The organism is Micromonospora sp. DT63 (assembly GCF_049841615.1).
GTDB lineage: Bacteria > Actinomycetota > Actinomycetes > Mycobacteriales > Micromonosporaceae > Micromonospora.
In genome coordinates, this window is record NZ_JBNCKQ010000006.1 from 182231 (window position 1) to 201358 (window position 19128).

A 19128-nucleotide genomic window follows, 5' to 3' on the forward strand; every position below is an offset into this window, starting at 1 on the left:
GCCCGCCAGGTGCCCTTCCCGCGATGACATCGGATGCCCAGGTGTTCCAGGGCGTGTCGCGGGACCTACCCCGCGCCCCGCCCGGATCGTTGGCACCTCAGCAGCAGCACCCTCGGCGCGTCGAATTGCTCAACTGACAACGATCGAGGCCCGTCGCCGGGCTGGCCGGAGCGGATCACCGCACCACGGTGTGCGCGCAGGTGCCGTAGCCTCCGGCCATGATCGAAAAGGTGAAGGTCGCGGTCGTGGGCGTCGGCAACAACACCTCCGCGCTGGTGCAGGGAATCGCTCTCCACCGCGACAGCGGCAGTCTGGTGGGTGTCCGCAGGCCGATCGTCGACGGGCTCGCGGTGGGCGACATCGAGTTCGTCGCGGCCTTCGCCACCTCCCGGGAGAAGATCGGCCGGGACCTGACCGAGGCGATCTTCCTGCCGCCCAACAACTTCCCCCGACTCGACTGCGACCTGCCCGAGGCGGGTGTCGCCGTCACCGAGGGACTCGTCGACTCGGCCGGGGTGGACCGGGTGGCGGCGGCACTGGCCGGGGCGGAGGTGCTGCTCTACTCGGCGCCGAGTGGCCGACCGGAGACCGCCCGGGCGTACGCCGAGGCGGCGCGTACCGCAGGTGTCGCCTTCATCAACACCACCGCCGACCCGATCTCCCGCGATCCGGACGTGATGAGCGGGTTCGAGGCGGCCGGCCTGCCGCTGCTCGGAGACGACCTGGCCAGCCAGTTCGGCACCTCGGTGGTGCACAACGCGCTGCTGCGGTTGCTCCGGGAACGGGGCCTCACGCTCGTCAGCTCCTACCAGGTCAACCTGGGCGGCACCGAGGACTTCCGCAACCTGGTCGAGAACCCCAGCACCAAGAAGCAGTCCAAGCTCAACGCCCTGCCGGACGCCGACCGGGTCGAGGTGGCCCCGCTCGGCTATCTGCCGCACCTGGGATCACAGAAGGTGGCGCACCTCAACATCGAGGCGCAGGGCTGGGGCGAGACGGTGGTGAGCCTCGACGTGAAGCTGAAGGTGGACGACCCGAGCGGCGCCGCCGGGGTCAACATCGACCTCATCCGCATAGCGGCGAGCGCGCTCCGCAACGGCCACGGTGGTCACCCTGCTGAGGCGACGTCGTTGCTCAAATCCCCACCCGGAACGGCGATCTAGATCGGCCGGGCATCGTCGACGGGCTGGGCGCTGTCAGGCCCCCAGCACCGAGCGGTACACGTCGAGGGTCTGCCGGGCTATCGCGTCCCAGGAGAAGTGCTCCACCGCGCGCCGCCGACCGGCCAGGCCGAACCGCTCGGTACGCGCCGGGTCGGCGAGCAGCGTGTTGATCGCCGCCGCCAGGTCCGCGACGAACGTCTCCGGCTTCAGCGGCGTCCCCGACCCGTCGGTGGCCTGCTCGATCGGCACCAGCAGGCCCGTCTCGCCGTCGGCCACCACCTCGGGGATGCCGCCGGTGGCGGTCGCCACCACCGCCGTCTCGCAGGCCATCGCCTCCAGGTTGACGATGCCCATGGGCTCGTACACCGAGGGGCAGACGAAGACTGTCGCGTGGGTGAGCACCTGGATCACCTCGGGCTTGGGCAGCATCTCGGCCACCCAGACCACGCCGGAGCGGTTGGCCCGCAGCTCGGCGACCAGCTCCTGGACCTCGGCGGCGATCTCGGCCGTGTCGGGTGCGCCGGCGAGCAGCACGAGCTGGGTGTCGGCCGGCAGTTCCCGGGCCGCCCGCAACAGATACGGCAGGCCCTTCTGCCGGGTGATCCTGCCCACGTACACCACGCTGGGCAGCGTGGGGTCGATGCCGAGCCGCTCCAGCACGTCGGTGCCGGAGTCCGGCGCGTACTGCACGGTGTCGATGCCGTTGTAGACCACCCGGACCCGGTCCGGGTCGACCTGCGGGTAGGCGGCGAGCACGTCGTTGCGCATTCCCGCACTGACCGCGATCACCGCGTCGGCGGCCTCCATCGCGGTGCGCTCGATCCAGGAGGAGAGCGTGTAACCGCCGCCGAGCTGCTCGGCCTTCCACGGCCGCAGCGGTTCCAGGCTGTGCGCGGTCAGCACGTGCGGCACCCCGTGCAGCAGCTTCGCGGTGTGCCCGGCCATGTTCGCGTACCACGTGTGGCTGTGCACCACGTCGGTGCCGGCGGCGCCGGCGGCCATCTCCAGATCCACACCCATCGTCCGCAGCGCGGCGTTCGCGCCGGTCAGGCCGGGCGGATCGGTGTACGCCGTGACGCCCGGCTCGGTGCGCGGCAGGCCAAAGCAGTGCACGCGTACGTCGGTGAGGTGGCGCAACTCCCGGGCCAGGTACTCGACGTGCACGCCCGCGCCGCCGTAGACCTCCGGTGGGTACTCGCGGGTGAGCAGATCGACGCGCAGCGGGGTGGGTTCCGTCATGACCCCGCACCCTAGTGCAGAAGACTCCCCGTACGAGTGGTGAAGTCCGACGCGGGTGGATAGCGTCGGGGCATGGCTGCCAAGGTGCTCGCGATCGTCCTGGCGGGTGGGGAGGGCAAGCGCCTGATGCCACTCACCACGGACCGGGCCAAGCCGGCCGTCCCGTTCGGCGGGATGTACCGCATGGTCGACTTCGTCCTCTCCAACCTGGCCAACGCCGGCTATCTCAAGATCGTCGTGCTGACCCAGTACAAGTCCCACTCCCTCGACCGACACATCACCAAGACCTGGCGGATGTCCACGCTGCTCGGCAACTACGTCACCCCGGTGCCCGCGCAGCAGCGTCGTGGCCCGTGGTGGTTCGCCGGCTCGGCCGACGCCATCTACCAGAGCTTCAACCTCATCAACGACGAGCAGCCCGACTACGTGATCGTCTTCGGCGCCGACCACATCTACCGGATGGACCCGCGGCAGATGGTGGAGGACCACATCGCCTCCGGCGCGGCGGTGACCGTCGCCGGCATCCGGCAGCCCCTCTCGATGGCCGACCAGTTCGGTGTCATCGAGGTAGGCGAGGACGGCCGGAAGATCCGTGCGTTCCGCGAGAAGCCCACCGACGCGGTTGGCCTGCCGGACGCGCCCGACGAGATCTACGCCTCGATGGGCAACTACGTCTTCACCACCCGCGCCCTGTGCGAGGCGGTCGAGCGGGACGCGGCCGACAAGTCCAGCAAGCACGACATGGGCGGCAGCATCATCCCGATGCTCGTCGAGCGGGGCGAGGCGAACGTCTACGACTTCCGCGACAACGAGGTGCCGGGCAGCACCGACCGGGACCGTGGCTACTGGCGCGACGTGGGGACGCTCGACTCGTTCTACGACGCCCACATGGATCTGATCAACGTGCACCCCGTGTTCAACCTCTACAACTTCGAGTGGCCGATCTACACGGAGCAGCCGCCGTGGCCGCCGGCGAAGTTCGTCCACCAGTGGGGTGAGCGGGTCGGCCGCGCGGTCGGCTCGATGGTCTCGCCGGGTGTGGTGATCTCCGGCTCGCTGGTGGAGAACTCGATCGTGTCGCCGAAGGTGCGGGTGCACTCCTGGGCGCACGTCGAGGGCTCGGTGCTGATGGAGGGTGTCGAGATCGGCCGGCACGCGGTGGTGCGCCGGGCCATCCTGGACAAGAACGTGTTCGTCCCCGAGGGCGCCGAGATCGGCGTCGACCTGGAGAAGGACCGGCAGCGCTACACCGTTTCCGACAACGGCATCGTGGTGATCGGCAAGGGCCAGCGGGTCGAGCCGTGACAGTCGCACTATCAAGGAGGTAGACCCCCGTGACCCATCCCCGTGCCGGCCAGCCCGCCGAGCCCGCCGACCTGGTCGACGTGCCGCGCCTGGTGACCGCCTACTACGCCGAGCATCCGGACCCCGCGGACCCGGCGCAGCAGGTGTCCTTCGGCACCTCCGGCCACCGGGGCTCCAGCCTGCGCAACGCGTTCAACTCCGACCACATCCTCGCGGTCACCCAGGCGCTCTGCGACTACCGGCGGGAGCAGGGCCTCGACGGCCCGCTGTTCCTGGCCCGGGACACGCACGCGCTCTCCGCGCCGGCCGCCGTGGACGCCCTCGAGGTGCTCGCCGCCAACGGGGTCACCGTGCTTCTCGACAGCCGCGACGGGTACACCCCCACCCCGGCGCTGTCGCACGCGATCCTCACCCACAACCGGGGTCGCACCAGCGGGCTCGCCGACGGCATCGTCATCACCCCGTCGCACAACCCGCCCGACGACGGCGGCTTCAAGTACAACCCCACCAACGGCGGGCCGGCCGACACCGACGTCACCCGCTGGATCCAGGACCGCGCCAACGCGATCCTCGCCGCCGGGCTCAAGGAGGTCCGCCGGATCACCTACGCGCGGGCCCGGGCCGCCGACACCACCGGGGAGTACGACTTCCTCGCCAACTACGTCGACGACCTGCCGGCGGCGATCGACATCGACGCGATCCGCGACGCCGGCATCCGGATCGGCGCCGACCCGCTGGGCGGGGCCAGCGTGGCGTACTGGGGCGAGATCGCCGAGCGGCACCGGCTGGACCTGACGGTGGTCAACCCGACGGTCGATCCGACCTGGCGGTTCATGACCCTCGACGGGGACGGCAAGATCCGGATGGACTGCTCCTCGCCGAACGCGATGGCGTCCCTGATCGCCGCCCGCGCCGACTACCAGATCTCCACGGGCAACGACGCCGACGCCGACCGGCACGGCATCGTCACCCCCGACGCCGGCCTGATGAATCCCAACCACTTCCTGGCGGTGGCGATCGGGCACCTGTTCCGGACCCGCGCCGACTGGGGTCCGGCCGCCGCGGTGGGCAAGACCCTGGTCTCCTCCTCGATGATCGACCGGGTGGCCGCCGACCTGGGCCGGCCGCTGCTGGAGGTGCCGGTCGGCTTCAAGTGGTTCGTGCCCGGCCTGCTCGACGGTTCGGTCGGCTTCGGCGGTGAGGAGAGCGCCGGGGCGTCGTTCCTGCGCCGCGACGGCTCCACCTGGACCACCGACAAGGACGGGATCCTGCTCTGCCTGCTCGCCTCCGAGATCCTGGCCACCACCGGGCGCAGCCCGAGCGAGCACTGGGCGGAGCTGGCCGAGCGGTTCGGTGCGCCCGCGTACGCCCGGATCGACGCCCCGGCCACCCGGGAGCAGAAGGCCGTGCTCGCCAAGCTCTCCCCGGATCAGGTCGACGCCACCGAGCTGGCCGGTGAGCCGATCACCGCGACCCTGACCACCGCCCCGGGCAACAACGCCCCGATCGGCGGCCTCAAGGTGAGCACCGAGTCCGGCTGGTTCGCCGCGAGGCCCTCGGGCACTGAAGACGTCTACAAGATCTACGCCGAGTCCTTCCAGGGCCCCGACCACCTGAAGAAGATCCAGGAAGAAGCCAAAACCCTGGTAGACCAGGCCCTGTCCCAGGCCTGACCCAACCCCGACCCGGCCCCGACCCACCTCCCGCTCCCGCCTGCGTTGATCATGAAGTTATTGCCCAGTGGCACGGCGTGTCGCGGCAATAACTTCATGATCAACGCGAGCGGGGTGGGGTTAGCAGCGTGGGGGGATTTCGTTTTCGTTGGGGTTCTGGAGTTCCTTCGGGAGTAGTGCCTTGAGCTGTTCGGGAAGGAACGGCAGGTCGAGCAGGCTCATCTTCAACTGGTTGCGTTCCTGGTACCGCAGCGGGTCGAAGCGCACCACCAGCCCCGCGTTGCGCCGGTAGCTGATGTCCACCGCGCCCTCGTCCGCCGCGTCCCGGAACACCAGCCCGTCCATCTCCACCACGACTGCCGAAGAGTGCGGCTCCAGCTCCAGCCGGATCTTCTCGTCCCCGGAGAGCACCACCGAGCGGGAGATGCCGGCCATCGGCGCCGACGGGGTGACGACCACCGCGTCCGCCGCCGGGGAGATCAGCGGACCGCCGGCGGCATAGCTGTACGCGGTGGAGCCGATCGGCGTGCTCACCACCACGGCGTCGGCCCGGTAGTAGCCGTACTCCTGCCCGTCGATGGCCAGGGTGGCGGTGACGAAGCCCGAGCCGGGCCGCCGGACCAGCGCGATGTCGTTGAACGCCACCACGTCGTCGCCACACACGTCGCAGGCCAGGCAGGCGTGCGACTCGATCGTGAAGTCCTTCGACAGCAGCCGGCTCAGCGCCTCGGGCAGCGCCGGCGGCTCGATCTCGACGAGGAAACCGAGCCGGCCCAGGTGCACGCCGAGCACCGGCTTCGGATCGCGGATGGCGGAGCGCAGCGCGCCCAGCATGGTGCCGTCGCCGCCGATGCTGATCAAGGCGTCGGCGCGGACGGCGACCTCGTCCTCCGGCAGGGGCTCGACGTTGGCCGGCACGCGGTGCTTGTCCTGGGCGCGCACGTAGAGCGACTTGTGGTGGCGCGTAGCCCACCGTTCGATGATCCCGACCACCTCGGTGACATCCCGGGTGGGGTGCAGTACCAGTCCCAGACCCGACACCAGTACAGCTCACCACACCGGCGTCGGACGCGTCCGGCGTACCGGGGAAGGTGCGCCGGCGGTCCACGGACCGCCGGCGCACCGTCGTGGCCTCAGCGGCGCGGCCGGCCGCTCAGGTGGGTCAGCGAGCGGGCGACCAGGTCGTTGCGGGCCGCCGGCGGCAGACCCTCCAGCCCGAAGCCGAGGTACACGGTGTCCGTGGTGACCACCACCGACCCCTCCTCGAACGCCTGCTGGCTGCGCGACCAGTCGGTGGTGTTGCCTCCGGAACCCGCGGGCGGCCCGGCCACCGCCCAACCACCCAGGTCGGTGGACTCGAACGAGGTCTCGGTGACCGTGGCCCCGTCGACGAGCACCCGGGCGTCGTCCAGGAAGACACCCAGGCCCTGGGTGCCCCAGTCCGAGACGTACGAGATCGACACCTCGACCTGCTTGCCGGCGTACGCCGACAGGTCGATCGAGAAGTCCTGCCAGCCGCCGGACGCGCCGGTGACCGCGTGCCACTCCCCGGTGCTGCCAGTGGCCGAGCAGTCCGCGCCCTGGTAGTGCCCCAGGAACGGGTGCAGGGTCTGCCAACCCGACTCGCAGCTCTCCCCGGTCTCCCGGCCGGTGTGCCCGTTGGCGTCGGGCAGGGTCGTCCAGTCGTCGCTGCCCACCTCGTGCGCCTCGACGATCATGAAGTCCCAGTTCGCTTCGATGTCGTACGAGGCGGCGAACCGCAACTCACCGCTGGTGGCCCCCGAGAGGTCCACCGTGCGGGTGAGGCGCTTGTACGACTCGTCGGCCTGCCCGCTCCACAGGTACCAGTCACCGGTGCGCGGGTCGAACGGCGCCGACCCCGGGCGGACCCAGTCCACCGGCGCGGAGCTGGCGAACTGGGGGAACTGGTCGACCGGCAGGAAGCTCGACGTGGTCAGGAACGAGGCCGTGTGCTCCTGGTTGCCCGCCGAACCCGCCGCGTTGAGGGTGCCGTCGAAGCCCGCGAACGCCCCCTCGGAGCCGTGGATCGGGAACGGACCGTCCGTGCCGGTGCCGCCGTCGCTGACGTAGGTGTGGGCGCCCAGCCAGTACTGCTGGAAGTCGTTCAGCAGCGGCAGGCAGGTGGCATCGTCGCCGTCGGTGCACTCCGGCGGCGCGTCCGGGTGGTAGACGTACGACCCGTTGGCGCCCTGGGCGTAGAGGGCGTACTGGCCGCTGACGAGCAGCTTGCCGCCCTCGTTGAGGTAGTCCCGCACGGCCAGTTCGGTGTCCAGCGCCGCCTTGGCCGCGGTGCCGGCCACCTGGCCGGGCGAGCGCAGGATGACGTCGTCGCCGGTCTCCCAGACCACCGTCTTGTAGTGCGACAGCACACCGAGCGGGTGCGGGGCCGCGCGCCGCATCGCGTCGAAGTCGTACACGTCGCTGCTGCGCCCGGCGGCGGTCAGCGACGCGGCGACCTCGTCGGCGTACTTCGCTGTGGTGCCGGTCTGCGTCGGGCTCAACCCGGTGACGTCCTCCATGGCGAGGACGAGTACGTCACCGCCGATGTCGGTGTGCACCCGGTAGGTGAAGTGTTCGCTGGCCACCACCCTGCCCGCCGTCGCCTTGGCGCGCTGTTTGACGCCGGTGAACCAGACCTCCACCCGGTCGCCGGGCTTCGTGCCGGTGACAGTGCCGCGCAGTTCGGCGTAGTAGTCGTCGTTGGTGTCGCCGTACCGCTCGCCGCCGCGCCACTCGCGGACCCCGACGGTCTTCGGTCGGCCACCGTTGACGACGTAGTGCATCCGCACGTTCTTCAGGGCGCGGCGGGTGATCGAGGCGACCTGCTGGGTGCGCCCGTACGAGGTGTCGAAGGCGTCCACCACGAAGTCCGGGGTGCTGCGGCCCACCACCGACACCGGGTCGTCCGGGTCGGCCGCGGACTTCGCGACGGCCAGCGCGAACGGCAGGTTCTTGCTCACCTCGCCGGCGATCAGCGTCTCGTCGTCGGGGAAGATGAAGTCGCTGACGCAGTCCTCCGGGCGCCACTGGTCGTCCGGGTCGACGTTCGCTGCGGAGTCACAGGTCGACATCTCCGGGGTGAAGCCCAACGTGCCGTACCGGACGGTGGCGTGGCTGTCGGTGTCGCCGTTGGTGGTGTACAGCTCGGCGGAGATGTCCGGGTCGTAGCCGGGAACGGCCGGGTGGGCGTCGTCACCGGCCATCGCCTGGTAGATCACGTCGTCGGGTGTCGGCGTGCTCACCTGCCAGCCGACGCCGTAGAGCAGCAGTTGGGCCGCCGAGTGGTAGTTGACGAAGAACTCGAAGCCGACCCGCCGCAGCAGCCCGTCCAGCGCCTTCGTCTCCGGCTCCGAGGCCGGGCGCGGGCCCCGGTAGGTCTCGCTGTTGGCGTCGGGCGAGGAGCCCTCGTTGTCGTACCCCCACTTGTAGGCGAAGTTGCGGTTGAGGTCGACGCCGTCGCCGGGGCCGATCTGGCCGTCGCCGTCGTTGTCGCGCAGGTTCTTGCGCCACAGCCGGTTGCCGGGGGTGAAGGTGTAGTCGTAGCCGTCCGGGTTGGCCACCGGCAGGAACCACAGCTCGGTCGTGTCGAGCAGGCGGGTGATCTCCCGGTTCGTGCCGTAGCTGTCGAGCACGTGGTGCATCAGCCGGCGGGTCATCTCCGGCGTGATCCACTCGCGGGCGTGCTGGGCGCCGGCGTAGAGCACCGCCGGTCGCTGACCGTCGCGGACCTTCCTCGCGTCCCTGGTCACCTTGACGGCGAGGATCGGCTTACCCTGCTGGGTCCTGCCGATGGTCTCCAACTTGGTCAGCTTCGGGAACCGCGCCGCCGTGGCGCTGAGCTCGTCGCGCAGGCCACCCGGCTCGCTGTACGGGCGAAACGCCGACCAGCCCGCCGCCGCCTGCTCCCGCAGCGCCTGCGAGGCGTCCTTGCCGCGGACCTTCTTCACCCGCAGGGGTACGCCCCGGTCGGTCAGCCGTTTCGCCTGCCGGGGAGTGAGGACCGTCTCGACGGCGGTGCGGCCGGTGGAGTCCGCAGTGGCGTCGTGACCGAGGTCCACCCCGGCCTCGCGCAGCAGGTCGCGCTGCTTCGCGTCGACAGTGCCGACGTACACCTCCAGGCCCTCCCGGGCACCCGGATCCGATGGTGGCCGCGCGCTCGCCGGCGGGGCCAGCGCCACGGCGCCGAGCAGGGTGACCACGCCGGCGATCGCCAGTCGTCTCGGTCTCATCGCGCCTCCTTGGGTGAAGGACCTGTAGGCGCGAGCCTTCGGTGCGGCGTGACCGGTGTCAATAGGTCGATGGGTGCGAGGTCGCTGAACGTGTCGATGCGGACGCCTGGCGTGACGGTCAGAGCGGGCGCGGGGCGGCTGCCACCGGAGCACCGGTTCGTTGTACGAAGGATGATGAATCCCGCCAGCCGCAGTGAAACACGCAATAGACCATCAAGCCGACCAATGGTCCGTACGCTGTTCCGTGTCCGAAGTGGTGTCGCCGGAGTCTGGCGAGGGAGGCGCTCGATGCGTCAGGTCCACGAGGTGGGCCAGCGGGAAGCTGTCGCTGTCGGGCGGTGCGGAGTCTGATGCGCGTGTCGTCGTACCGTCCCGCGCGTGTGGTCGTGGGGGTCGCCCGTCTGCTGGACCTGATCTGGGTCAGCGGCACGAGGGTCCGCAGGGGCGTCCGCGGCCTGGCGACCGTCGGCCGGTTCGCCGCCCGAGGTGACAACTTCACCTTCGATCCCGATGGCGTCTACACCTACGAGACGATCGAGGTCGGCCACAACGTCGACCTCGGTCACCGTCCGATCATCATCGCCGCTCGATCGCGGATCCGGATCGGTGACAACGTCATGTTCGGCCCCGAGGTCACGATCCGGGGCGGCAATCATCGGATCGACCGGGTCGGCGTCCCGATGATCTCTGTCGAGAAGTCTGCTTCGGACGGGGCTCTCGATCGGGGAGTGGCGATCGGCGACGACGTGTGGGTGGGCACCCGTGCCGTCATCCTCCATGGTGTGACGATCGGTCGGGGCGCCGTGGTCGGGGCGGGCGCGGTGGTGACCCGGTCGGTGCCGCCCTACGCGATGGTCGCCGGCAATCCGGCCCGAGTCATCCGGCTGCGCTGGCCGGTGGAGACGATCCTTGCGCACGAACAGCAGCTCTACCCTCCGGACCGTCGGCTGGCCGCTGCGGAGCTGGCGGCGTTGTCGGACCTTGCGGGGTCGCCGGCCCGGCCGGTCTCCTCCGCGACCGCCGGCAGCTGATGTCGCTTGATCGACCCGTCGGTGTCATTTCGTAGTGGCACGATGACGAAGCGTGACAGCCTCCGGGGAGAGTCGTTGGACCGGATGACCACTCAACGGGGCGTGAAGGCGGAACGCATGCGACTACTCATCACCGGCGGCGCGGGATTCATCGGCTCCAACCTGGCCCGTGCCGCGGTCCTGCGCCGCACCGTCACCGACATCCGGATCCTCGATGACCTCGCGACGGGGCGGATGAGCAACCTCGACGGTCTCGACGTCGACACCATTCCGGGTTCGATGCTCGACGACGAGGCGCTGGATCGGGCGATGGCCGGCCGGGACGCGGTGGTGCACCTGGCGGCGCTGCCCAGCGTGCCGCGTTCGCTGCGTGACCCGATCGCGTCGCACCACGCCAACGCCACCGGCACGCTGCGGGTGCTGGAGGCCGCTCGCCGCCACGAGGTGGGCCACGTCGTCGTCGCCTCGTCCTCCTCGGTCTACGGCGCGAACCCGATGCTGCCCAAGACCGAGCTCGCCTGGACCCGCCCGCTCAGCCCGTACGCGGTGAGCAAACTGGCCACCGAGGCATACGCGCTGGCGTACCAGGCGTCCTTCGGTCTTCCCACGCTTGCGTTCCGGTTCTTCAACGTCTACGGCCCGGCCCAGCGACACGATCACGGCTACGCGGCTGTCATCCCCCGTTTCATCTACGCGGCCCTGCGCGGTGAGCCTGTCGAGCTGCACGGGGACGGTCGGCAGTCCCGCGACTTCACCTATGTCGAGACGGTCTGCGCGGTGCTGCTCGACGCGGTGGAACGTTCGGTCGCCCATCCTCAGCCGGTCAATCTCGCCTTCGGCGCCCGGGCGGAGCTGCACACGGTGGTGTCCGAACTGGAGCAGATCATCAGCCGCCCGATCACCCGGCAGCACGTGGCGCCGCGCCCGGGTGACGTCCGCCATTCCGAGGCCGACAACAGGGTGCTCCGCTCACTCTTTCCCGACGTGGTGCCCACTCCCCGGAACGACGGCCTGCGGGCCACCGTCGAATGGTTCGAAGCGCATGTGCTGAAGCAGCCCGCCTGATGGTCGACAGGCCTCCGGGCGCCGGGGCGGCCCCGCCCATTCCTGTCGACGCGGTCGACGCCGGGTCCGCCGACACCACGTCGACGAGACGGGCGGCTAGGGCGGAGTCGGAGGCGCGCGAGGACGACCTGTCGGTGGCGCGACGCTCGCGGGGCAGAGCGCTGGTCACCGGCATCGCGTCATCGCTCGCGGGCAAGGCCGTCGGCCTGGTCGCGCCCCTGCTGATCACCCCGGCGGCCTTCCACTACCTCGGCTCCGAGCGGTACGGCATGTGGATGGCGATCACGTCGCTGACCGCGATGGCGCTGTTCGCCGACTTCGGCCTCGGAAACGGCCTGCTCACCCGGCTCTCGCGGCTTCACGCCACAGGTGATCGCGCCGCGGCGGCCCGAGAGATCGCCAGCGCCTACGCCCTGCTCGGTTCGCTGGCGGTAACGCTGATGCTGGTGCTGGTGAGCACCGTCCGGCTGGTGTCCTGGCCGGCGCTGCTGAACGTCGCGGATCCGGCGGTGGCCCGGGACGCCCGAGGGGTCGTGCTGCTCTGCTTCGGCGCCTTTCTCGTCAACATTCCGCTGGCCCTCATCCAGCGGGTGCAGTACGCCCACCAGCAGGTCGGGCAGAGCAACCTCTGGCAGGCGGGCGGCAGTCTGGTCTCGGCGGGTCTGGTGGTGGCGGCTGTCACCGCGAACGCCGATCCGGTCCTGGTGATCGCGGCCGCGGTGCTCGCCGTTCCCCTGATGAACCTGGCCAACTCGATCTGCTTCTTCCGCTGGCAGAGACCCGACCTGCGACCACGGGTCAGGGACGTGCGCGCCGCGAAGGCGCGCGGGCTGCTCCGGTTGGGGTCCCGGTTCTTCGGGCTCTCCGTGCTGAGTTCCGTCGCCCTCAACATCGACAGCTTCCTGGTCGGCCGGGTGCTCGGTCTGCACGCGGCCGCGAACTACGCGGTGATCCTGCGGATGTTCGCCGTGCTGGCGCTGTTCGTCACCCTGGTGAACCTGCCGCTGTGGCCCGCCAACGGCGAGGCGCTCGCCCGTGGTGATGTGGGCTGGGTCCGGCGCAGCACCCGACGGATGGTCCTCCTGTCCGCCGCTGCGGTGACGCTGCCCGCGCTCTGCCTCGTGCTGGCCGGTAATGACATCCTCCGACTCTGGGTACGGTCGGACGACCTCGATCAGGTTCCGACCACACTGTTCGCCGCGCTCGCCGTGTGGTCGGTCCTCGTGGCTGTCGCGGCGCCACTTCTCATGGTGCAGAACAGCGTCGGACTGCTGGGGCCGCAGTTTCTCGGTTGGGCGGCCTGCCTGGTCGTCGCCGTACCGCTGAAGATCCTTCTGGCGGGCCGGGAAGGCCTGCCCGGTGTCGCGCTGGCCTCGGCGCTGTCGTACGGGGTCACCGTGCTTCCCGTCGCCATCGCCGGATACCGCAAGGCGTTGGCAAGCGTGCCAGCGAGAGAGTCGAGTCCGATCGAAATGGAGCATGATGGTGAGTACGTTCCGCGGCATCGTCGCTGCCCTGCGTGATCGACGCGCGGCGGCCCGCGACCCGGAGGAGTTCGCGCGTTCGATCGGGGTGAATCTACGCGGACGGGTGCGCTTCTACGGCATCGACCGGAGCATGTTCGGCTCGGAGCCATGGCTGATCACGTTGGGCGACAACGTCTACATCACGGCCGGGGTGCAGTTCCTCACCCACGACGGCGGCACTCTCATTCTGCGCAGGGAACACCCCGACCTCGAATGGACCGCGCCGATCAGCATCGGCGACGACGTCTACATCGGCGTACGGTCGATCATCATGCCGGGGGTGCGGATCGGAAATCGCTGTGTCATCGGGGCTGGCTCGGTCGTGACCCGTGACGTTCCGGACGGCAGCGTCGCCGCCGGCGTGCCGGCCCGCGTTCTGCGCAGCACCGACGAGTACCTCGCCGCGATGAAGGCCAAGTCGCTCGGCTGCGGCCACCTGCCGGCCCAGGAGAAGGCCGCGGTGATCCGCGAGATCTACGGCGTGTCGGGGCGCCCGGACAGCGGGGTGAGATCAGCGGGCGGCGTCACGGCCCGTAAGCCACCGGCACCGACTGGTCCGGTGGGGTGATCGCGGGCTGGTCACTGCTCCCGCCGCTGTGGGTGGACGCCGCCCGGCCCGCTCACCTGGTCCTGGCTGCTTCGCCGACCGGCTACAAACGCGCTCACCACGGGCGCCCAGGTGCGGTAGTCGAACGTTGACGCCCGCTCCCGGGCGTGGTGGCTCATCTGCCACCACTGCGCGTCGTTGAGGGTGAGCGCCCGCACGAGGCCGTCCCGGACGTCGTCCGCGCCAGGCCCCGCCAGCACGATGCCCTCTCGCCCGTCGCCGATGTACGTCGCCAGGTCGCTGGTGTGGTTGAGCAGCACCGGGCAGCCGGCGGCCAGACTCTCGGGGACCTTCGACGGGAAGCCCGCCTCGGCGTAGCCCCCGCTGGGTCGGACCAGCACCGAGAAGTGTGCAGCGCGCAACTCGGCCAGGACGCGGTCACGCGACACCCGGCCCAGAAAGACGATCTGCTCGGCGAGGTCCGCCACGACCCCCTCGTCCAGGTCGGACATGGCTGCGGTCTGCTCCCGGGTCATCCCGGCCACGGTCAGGCGTACCCGCTGGCGCTCGGGCTCCGGTAGCCGACGGATGCCCTCCAGCACCACGGCGAGGCGGTCCTTGGGCCCCGCGGTGCCGGCGTACAGCAACCGCAGGCCGTTCGTCAGTGAGGGCGGCGCCGGTTGGCGGTAGTCGGCGCGGTCGACCTGCGGCGGCACCACCAGGATGGGACGGTTCGGCCGGGCGAGGCGTCGGTGCAGCGTCGTGGAGATCGCGATGACCTGGTCCGCCAACCGGTCCGCGAGGAGCGAGTGCCACCGGTGCCGGATGAAGTAGGGCGTCAGGCGTCCGTGACGGAACTGGCCGGGCTCGTGCCGTTCGAGGACGTCCACCGTCAACGGGCAGCGCACCGTCAGCCGCAACACGATCCAGGTGCTCAGGTTCCACAATCCCAGCGGAAGGCAGATGCCGGTGATCTCACCGGTGGGTATTCCCGCCCGGCGCAGGGCCCGGAGTACGCGCAGTGGGCGACTCTGTCGGCGCACCCAGCGTCGGAATCGGCCGCCCCCGCCGGCGGCGAACAGCGTGATCAGGCGCAGTCCGGGTGGCAGGGCGACCGGCTCGGGTGGACGGTCGGTGCCAGGCCAGTCGTTCACGATCACGGTTGTCGCGCCCGGGGGAGTCGCGGAGCGGGCCAGTTGGAGCAGCCGATTGGACATGGCGTCACCGTGCGGGAACCGGTACGCCGCCACCATGACCACTCGTGGCACCGGCTCGCCCGAGGCAATTGCCGACTGAGCTGGAGAGATGAGGGTCTCGTCGCTTTTCATGCGTTCCGTTCGTATAAAGCGTGTCTCAAGCGGTTGACGGTTATTGCCGGTGTTACTGTACGCACCCATGCGGTTACCGGGGATCAGGGCACGCCGTCGGCGGCCCGAGGTCGACGATGGAGTGCCAGTGCAGCCAGTCAGCCGGGACGACCATGGTCCGAGCACCCCACCGGTGCGCGCCCGGCCGGTCGTCGTGCAGCACTCGGCCGGCACACCCGGCGCCAACGGGCCACTGACCGCCGTGGGACGGGTGCTGGATTCCGCGCTGAGCGAGCGATACGAGTTCGTCCGCATGCATCAGGTCGGCGGCAACGGTGGCCTCAACGTGCCGTTGTTGCGCGAATGGGTCCGACTCCTGCGGCGGGTACGCCCCGACCTGGTGCACGTGCGCGGTCTGCAGAACGAGGGCTTTCACGGCGTGGTCGCCGCCCGGTTGGCGGGTTGCCCCAGGATCCTGGTCACCGTGCACGGCACCGTGCGGGACCTGAGGCACGGCGGCAACACCTGGCGTAGAGCGATGTTGACCAGTTGCGCGGAACCGGCCACGCTACGGATGGCCAGCCACGTCGCGACCGTGTGCGAGTACGCCGCCGACCGGGACTTCGTACGGGCGCACGCGGGCAGGTTCGTCGGCGTGATCCCCAACGGGGTTCCACTACCTGCCGACGTCGGCGCCGTGCGGAGCAGCCGACGTGCCGCCCTCGGCCTGGGCCGCGAGGACGTGGCCATGATCGCGGTAGCGCGGCTGAACTGGGACAAGGGCTTCGGGGTGCTGGCGGACGCGCTGCGGCGACTGCCGCCGCGACCGGGCCGCCGGGTGCTGCTGGTCGCCGGCGACGGACCGGACCGGGCTGGCATCGCCGAAGCCCTGGCCGACGCGCACGGCACCGAGGTGCGGCTGCTCGGTAATCGGCTCGACGTGCCGGATCTCCTCTCGGCCGCCGACATCTTCGTCTTTCCCACCCTGCACGAGAACCTGTCCAATGCTCTGCTGGAGGCGATGGCCCACGCGCTGCCCGTTGTCGCCTCCGCCGTCGGCGGCAACGTCGAGGTGCTGCGTCAGGGTGGCGGTCATCTCGTGCCGGCGGGAGACCCGGTCGCCTTCGCCGCCGCCCTGGAGCCGTTGCTCGACGACGCCGCCGAACGCCGGCACCTGGGGGAGACCGGCCGCAAGGTCGTGCACGACGCGTACAGCCTGCCGGTGATGCTCCGGTCCCTCGACGACGTCTATCAGCGCATCCTGCGAGGAGCGGCGTGACCGACAAGCACTCTCCCCGCGTACTGCTGCTCGGCTTCACGGTCGGCGACGACGTGTTCCGAGAGGTCGTGGCGCGAGATGTCGTCCTGCCCACCCAGACGCACACGTTCGCCTGGAGCCTGGTCCGGAGCCTGCGCGCGGCGGGCTGTCCGGTACGTCTGCTCTCGGCGGCACCCGCGTCGACGTTCCCGCGCAACCGGCAGATCCGCTTCCGGTCGGGGCACTTCCAGCAGGACGGCGTGCCCGGCGAACTGCTCGGCTTCGTCAATCTGCTCGGCCTGAAACACCTGACCCGGTTCGTGGCCGCCGTGCGCGCGGGGTCGCGGACCCTGCGCCGACACGGCGACGACATCCTGCTCATCCACGGCGTCCACACGCCGTTCCTGTGGTTCGGCGTTCTGGTCGCGTGGCGGGGCTCGGCCCGGGTGGTGCCGGTGCTGACCGATCCTCCCGGTGTGGTCCTGCCCGATGACGGGCGGATCGTCCGCGCGCTGCGCCGGCTCGATCACGCGCTCGTCCGCATGGCGCTGCGTCGCTCCTCCGGCGTCGTGGTGCTCACCGCGGCGCTCGGCGAGGACTTCGCCCCATCGATTCCCCGCCTGGTCATGGAGGGGATCTGCGATCCACCCACCACCGGGGCGTCAACGGGCGGTCCCGACGCCGGCCCGCCTCCCGACGCCGCCACCCGCGACATCGTCTACGCGGGCGGGCTGACCCGGGCGTACGGCGTCGATCGTCTGATCGAGGCGTTTCGCGGTATGCCCGACCCGGATCTGCGCCTGCTCCTGTTCGGTCGGGGCGAGTTGGAGGACTGGTCACGGACCCAGGCGGAGGTCGATCCCCGGATCTCCCCGCCGGAACTGCTGGACCGTGCCGCGCTGGTGCGGCGCCTCGCCAGCGCGTCGGTGCTGGTGAACCCCCGGCCGGTGGAGCAGTCGTTCGTCCGCTACTCGTTTCCGTCGAAGCTCATCGAGTACCTGTCCACCGGCGTTCCCGTGGTGACCACACGGTTGCCGGGCATTCCGCCCGACTACGAGCCGTACCTGCGCTTCGCCGAGACGGACACGGCCGACGGGCTGCGCGAAGCGTTGCTGCGACTGCTGGCGACGCCTCCCGGGGAGAGAGCCGCCCTCGGGGCCGCTGGCGCCGCATTCGTACGGGAGAGCCGTGGTCCCGCAGCGCAGGGCCGGCGCATCCGGTCGTTTCTGGCTGGCCTGCCGGTCGCTCCCTCAGGGGGTGTGGACGCCGTGGAGCAGGGGAGCGGGTCGCCGCTGCACCCACTCGGGCGGCCTTGAGTCGCCCGCGCTGTTCGTCAGGGCGTTCCACAGGTACAGCATCAGCAGGGTGGCAAGGCCGATCATCGCCGGACGGGACATACCGAGCTGATTGTTCGCCGGGATGTAGGTGACGAGCAGGCATATCTGCACGAAGAGCAGGGTCGGCAGGATGCCGCCGGCGAGGTTCACCGCACGCCAGAGACCGGCGAAGAACCAGCCCAGCAGTGCCATGAACAGGACGGTCCCCGGGAAGGTGAGGTCAGAGGCCAGCCAGGGATAGATCGTCGACCAGTACATGCCCGCCGGCCACCCCGTCCGGGCCTCGGTACGCAGGGGGTAGGCCGGATACCGGTCGGCGTCGACGCCGAAGTACTGGGTGCCGTACGAGGTGACGGCCGGGGTGCTGCCGAGTCCGTGCGACCAGACGAACGGTGTGTCGAGGTTGTACGCGAGACCGAGATAGCCGTGGGTCGGATAGATCATCAGTGCGGCCACTCCGGTCGCGGCATGCTCGCCGACGATCCGCTCAACGGTCGGGTTGGCGCGGACGCGGTCCTGGGTGCCGAACTGGTCCACCCGATCGGCCTGGTTGCTGACCAGATAGGCGCAGAAGAGGGCCACGACGACCGCCACCAGCACCGTCGCCCGCCGTCGCTTCTTCGTCCGGCCGAACGGGCCCGGCCCACGCGACGCGGCGATCAGCAGGCTGGCCGCCATCATCAGCACGAAATCGCCGAGCCCTTTGAGGGTGCCGATGTAGAGGAAGAAAAGACTGTAGACACCGACGCCCGCGATTCCGACGAGCCGCAGGCCGCTCGACAATCGTCGCCAGTGGACGACGAGCAGTGGAACGAGCACCGTGCCCAGAACGCCGAGCAGAGTGAGAACCTGGATGGCCGGATTGGTCCGCCCACTGTCCTGCTGCTGCTGATAAACCGTGAACTTGTTGAGGTAGGCCGCCGCGGGGTCCTGCAGGCTGGCGAGGATGCTGCCGGGACCGGTCGCCCCGTATTCGAGCAGCAGGGCCACACCGAGCGCGACATGGTAGATCCCACCGGCCAGGACGAGCCTTCGGATCCGGCGAACGTCGGTGGATCGCGTCGCGCCACCTGATCGTCGGGGCGTGGCGCGGCGGTAGAGCTGCGCGGCGTAACCGGCGGCGAAGGCCCCGGTCGCACTGAACACGAACAGGCACAGCTTGGCGGGGTTCGGGACCTGCTGCGACAGCGCCCCGGCCCAGAAGAAGCCGAATGTTCCCAGCATCCAGCCGAGGGCCAGCAGCAGTGGCAACCAGGCGCGCGAGGAATGACGGAAGGAGCCATGGTGGTGAACCGGCCGTGCGGCCGCAGGCGCGGGCACGTTCCAACGTGTGGTGCTCGGTGCTGTCGTGGTCATCCGGCTGGTGCTCCCGCATCAGTTCCCGATCCGCCGGGTGCCTCCCGGCGGGGGTGGTTCCCCTCGCCCCC

The 19128-nt window shown here is 70.3% G+C and carries 14 protein-coding genes; 9 read left to right on the top strand and 5 right to left on the bottom strand.

Features of this window, described 5'->3' with window-relative positions; translation table 11 throughout:
• The first annotated feature begins 218 nt into the window (after positions 1-218).
• Positions 219-1163, top strand: a complete 945-nt coding sequence (locus tag ACLQ27_RS22285; protein WP_425868468.1) for an inositol-3-phosphate synthase — start codon at positions 219-221, stop codon at positions 1161-1163.
• Between the two features lie 33 nt (positions 1164-1196).
• On the opposite strand, the gene glgA is transcribed toward ACLQ27_RS22285, so the two are convergent.
• Positions 1197-2402 carry a glycogen synthase gene (gene glgA, locus ACLQ27_RS22290; protein ID WP_357495034.1) on the bottom strand — a complete coding sequence of 402 codons (1206 nt, stop codon included), beginning with the start codon at positions 2400-2402 and terminating at the stop codon, positions 1197-1199.
• Positions 2403-2474: 72 nt separating this feature from the next.
• On the opposite strand from glgA, the gene glgC reads away from it, so the two are divergent.
• Positions 2475-3707, top strand: a complete 1233-nt coding sequence (gene glgC, locus ACLQ27_RS22295) for a glucose-1-phosphate adenylyltransferase (protein ID WP_357495032.1) — start codon at positions 2475-2477, stop codon at positions 3705-3707.
• 29 nt (positions 3708-3736) lie between these two features.
• The gene (gene pgm, locus ACLQ27_RS22300; protein ID WP_234588067.1) at positions 3737-5380 is read left to right on the top strand and encodes a phosphoglucomutase (alpha-D-glucose-1,6-bisphosphate-dependent); all 1644 of its coding nucleotides are present in this window, start codon (positions 3737-3739) and stop codon (positions 5378-5380) included.
• A 120-nt stretch (positions 5381-5500) separates the two neighbouring features.
• Here the strand turns inward: pgm and ACLQ27_RS22305 are convergent, their stop codons facing one another.
• Together ACLQ27_RS22305 and ACLQ27_RS22310 are read right to left on the bottom strand one after the other, a co-directional pair.
• On the bottom strand, positions 5501-6424 hold the full coding sequence (locus ACLQ27_RS22305; protein WP_255787537.1) for an NAD(+)/NADH kinase: 924 nt from the start codon (positions 6422-6424) through the stop codon (positions 5501-5503).
• A gap of 89 nt (positions 6425-6513) precedes the next feature.
• Positions 6514-9630, bottom strand: a complete 3117-nt coding sequence (locus ACLQ27_RS22310) for a M14 family zinc carboxypeptidase (protein ID WP_425868469.1) — start codon at positions 9628-9630, stop codon at positions 6514-6516.
• Positions 9631-10016: 386 nt separating this feature from the next.
• Here ACLQ27_RS22310 and ACLQ27_RS22315 point away from each other — a divergent pair, with 386 nt between their 5' ends.
• Genes ACLQ27_RS22315 through ACLQ27_RS22330 form a run of 4 tightly spaced genes read left to right on the top strand, consistent with a single transcriptional unit; the run spans position 10017 to position 13820 of the window.
• Positions 10017-10661 (top strand): acyltransferase, encoded by a 645-nt coding sequence (locus tag ACLQ27_RS22315; RefSeq protein ID WP_425868471.1) that lies wholly within the window; start codon positions 10017-10019, stop codon positions 10659-10661.
• Between the two features lie 42 nt (positions 10662-10703).
• The gene (locus ACLQ27_RS22320) at positions 10704-11726 is read left to right on the top strand and encodes an NAD-dependent epimerase/dehydratase family protein (RefSeq protein ID WP_425868473.1); all 1023 of its coding nucleotides are present in this window, start codon (positions 10704-10706) and stop codon (positions 11724-11726) included.
• Positions 11726-13249, top strand: a complete 1524-nt coding sequence (locus ACLQ27_RS22325) for a lipopolysaccharide biosynthesis protein (protein ID WP_425868475.1) — start codon at positions 11726-11728, stop codon at positions 13247-13249. Before ACLQ27_RS22320 ends, ACLQ27_RS22325 begins: the two co-directional genes overlap by 1 nt.
• Complete coding sequence (locus ACLQ27_RS22330) at positions 13209-13820, top strand: DapH/DapD/GlmU-related protein (protein ID WP_357574406.1); 612 nt, start codon at positions 13209-13211, stop codon at positions 13818-13820. The genes ACLQ27_RS22325 and ACLQ27_RS22330 overlap by 41 nt, the downstream gene beginning before the upstream one ends.
• Positions 13821-13831: 11 nt before the next feature.
• Here ACLQ27_RS22330 and ACLQ27_RS22335 read toward each other — a convergent pair whose 3' ends face one another.
• Positions 13832-15016, bottom strand: a complete 1185-nt coding sequence (locus ACLQ27_RS22335) for a glycosyltransferase family 4 protein (protein ID WP_425868477.1) — start codon at positions 15014-15016, stop codon at positions 13832-13834.
• Between the two features lie 238 nt (positions 15017-15254).
• Here ACLQ27_RS22335 and ACLQ27_RS22340 point away from each other — a divergent pair, with 238 nt between their 5' ends.
• The gene (locus tag ACLQ27_RS22340; RefSeq protein WP_425868479.1) at positions 15255-16385 is read left to right on the top strand and encodes a glycosyltransferase; all 1131 of its coding nucleotides are present in this window, start codon (positions 15255-15257) and stop codon (positions 16383-16385) included.
• Positions 16382-17680 (top strand): glycosyltransferase, encoded by a 1299-nt coding sequence (locus ACLQ27_RS22345; protein ID WP_425868481.1) that lies wholly within the window; start codon positions 16382-16384, stop codon positions 17678-17680. Before ACLQ27_RS22340 ends, ACLQ27_RS22345 begins: the two co-directional genes overlap by 4 nt.
• On the opposite strand, the gene ACLQ27_RS22350 is transcribed toward ACLQ27_RS22345, so the two are convergent.
• Complete coding sequence (locus ACLQ27_RS22350) at positions 17615-18952, bottom strand: hypothetical protein (protein WP_425868483.1); 1338 nt, start codon at positions 18950-18952, stop codon at positions 17615-17617. The genes ACLQ27_RS22345 and ACLQ27_RS22350 overlap by 66 nt on opposite strands.
• Positions 18953-19128: the final 176 nt, after the last annotated feature.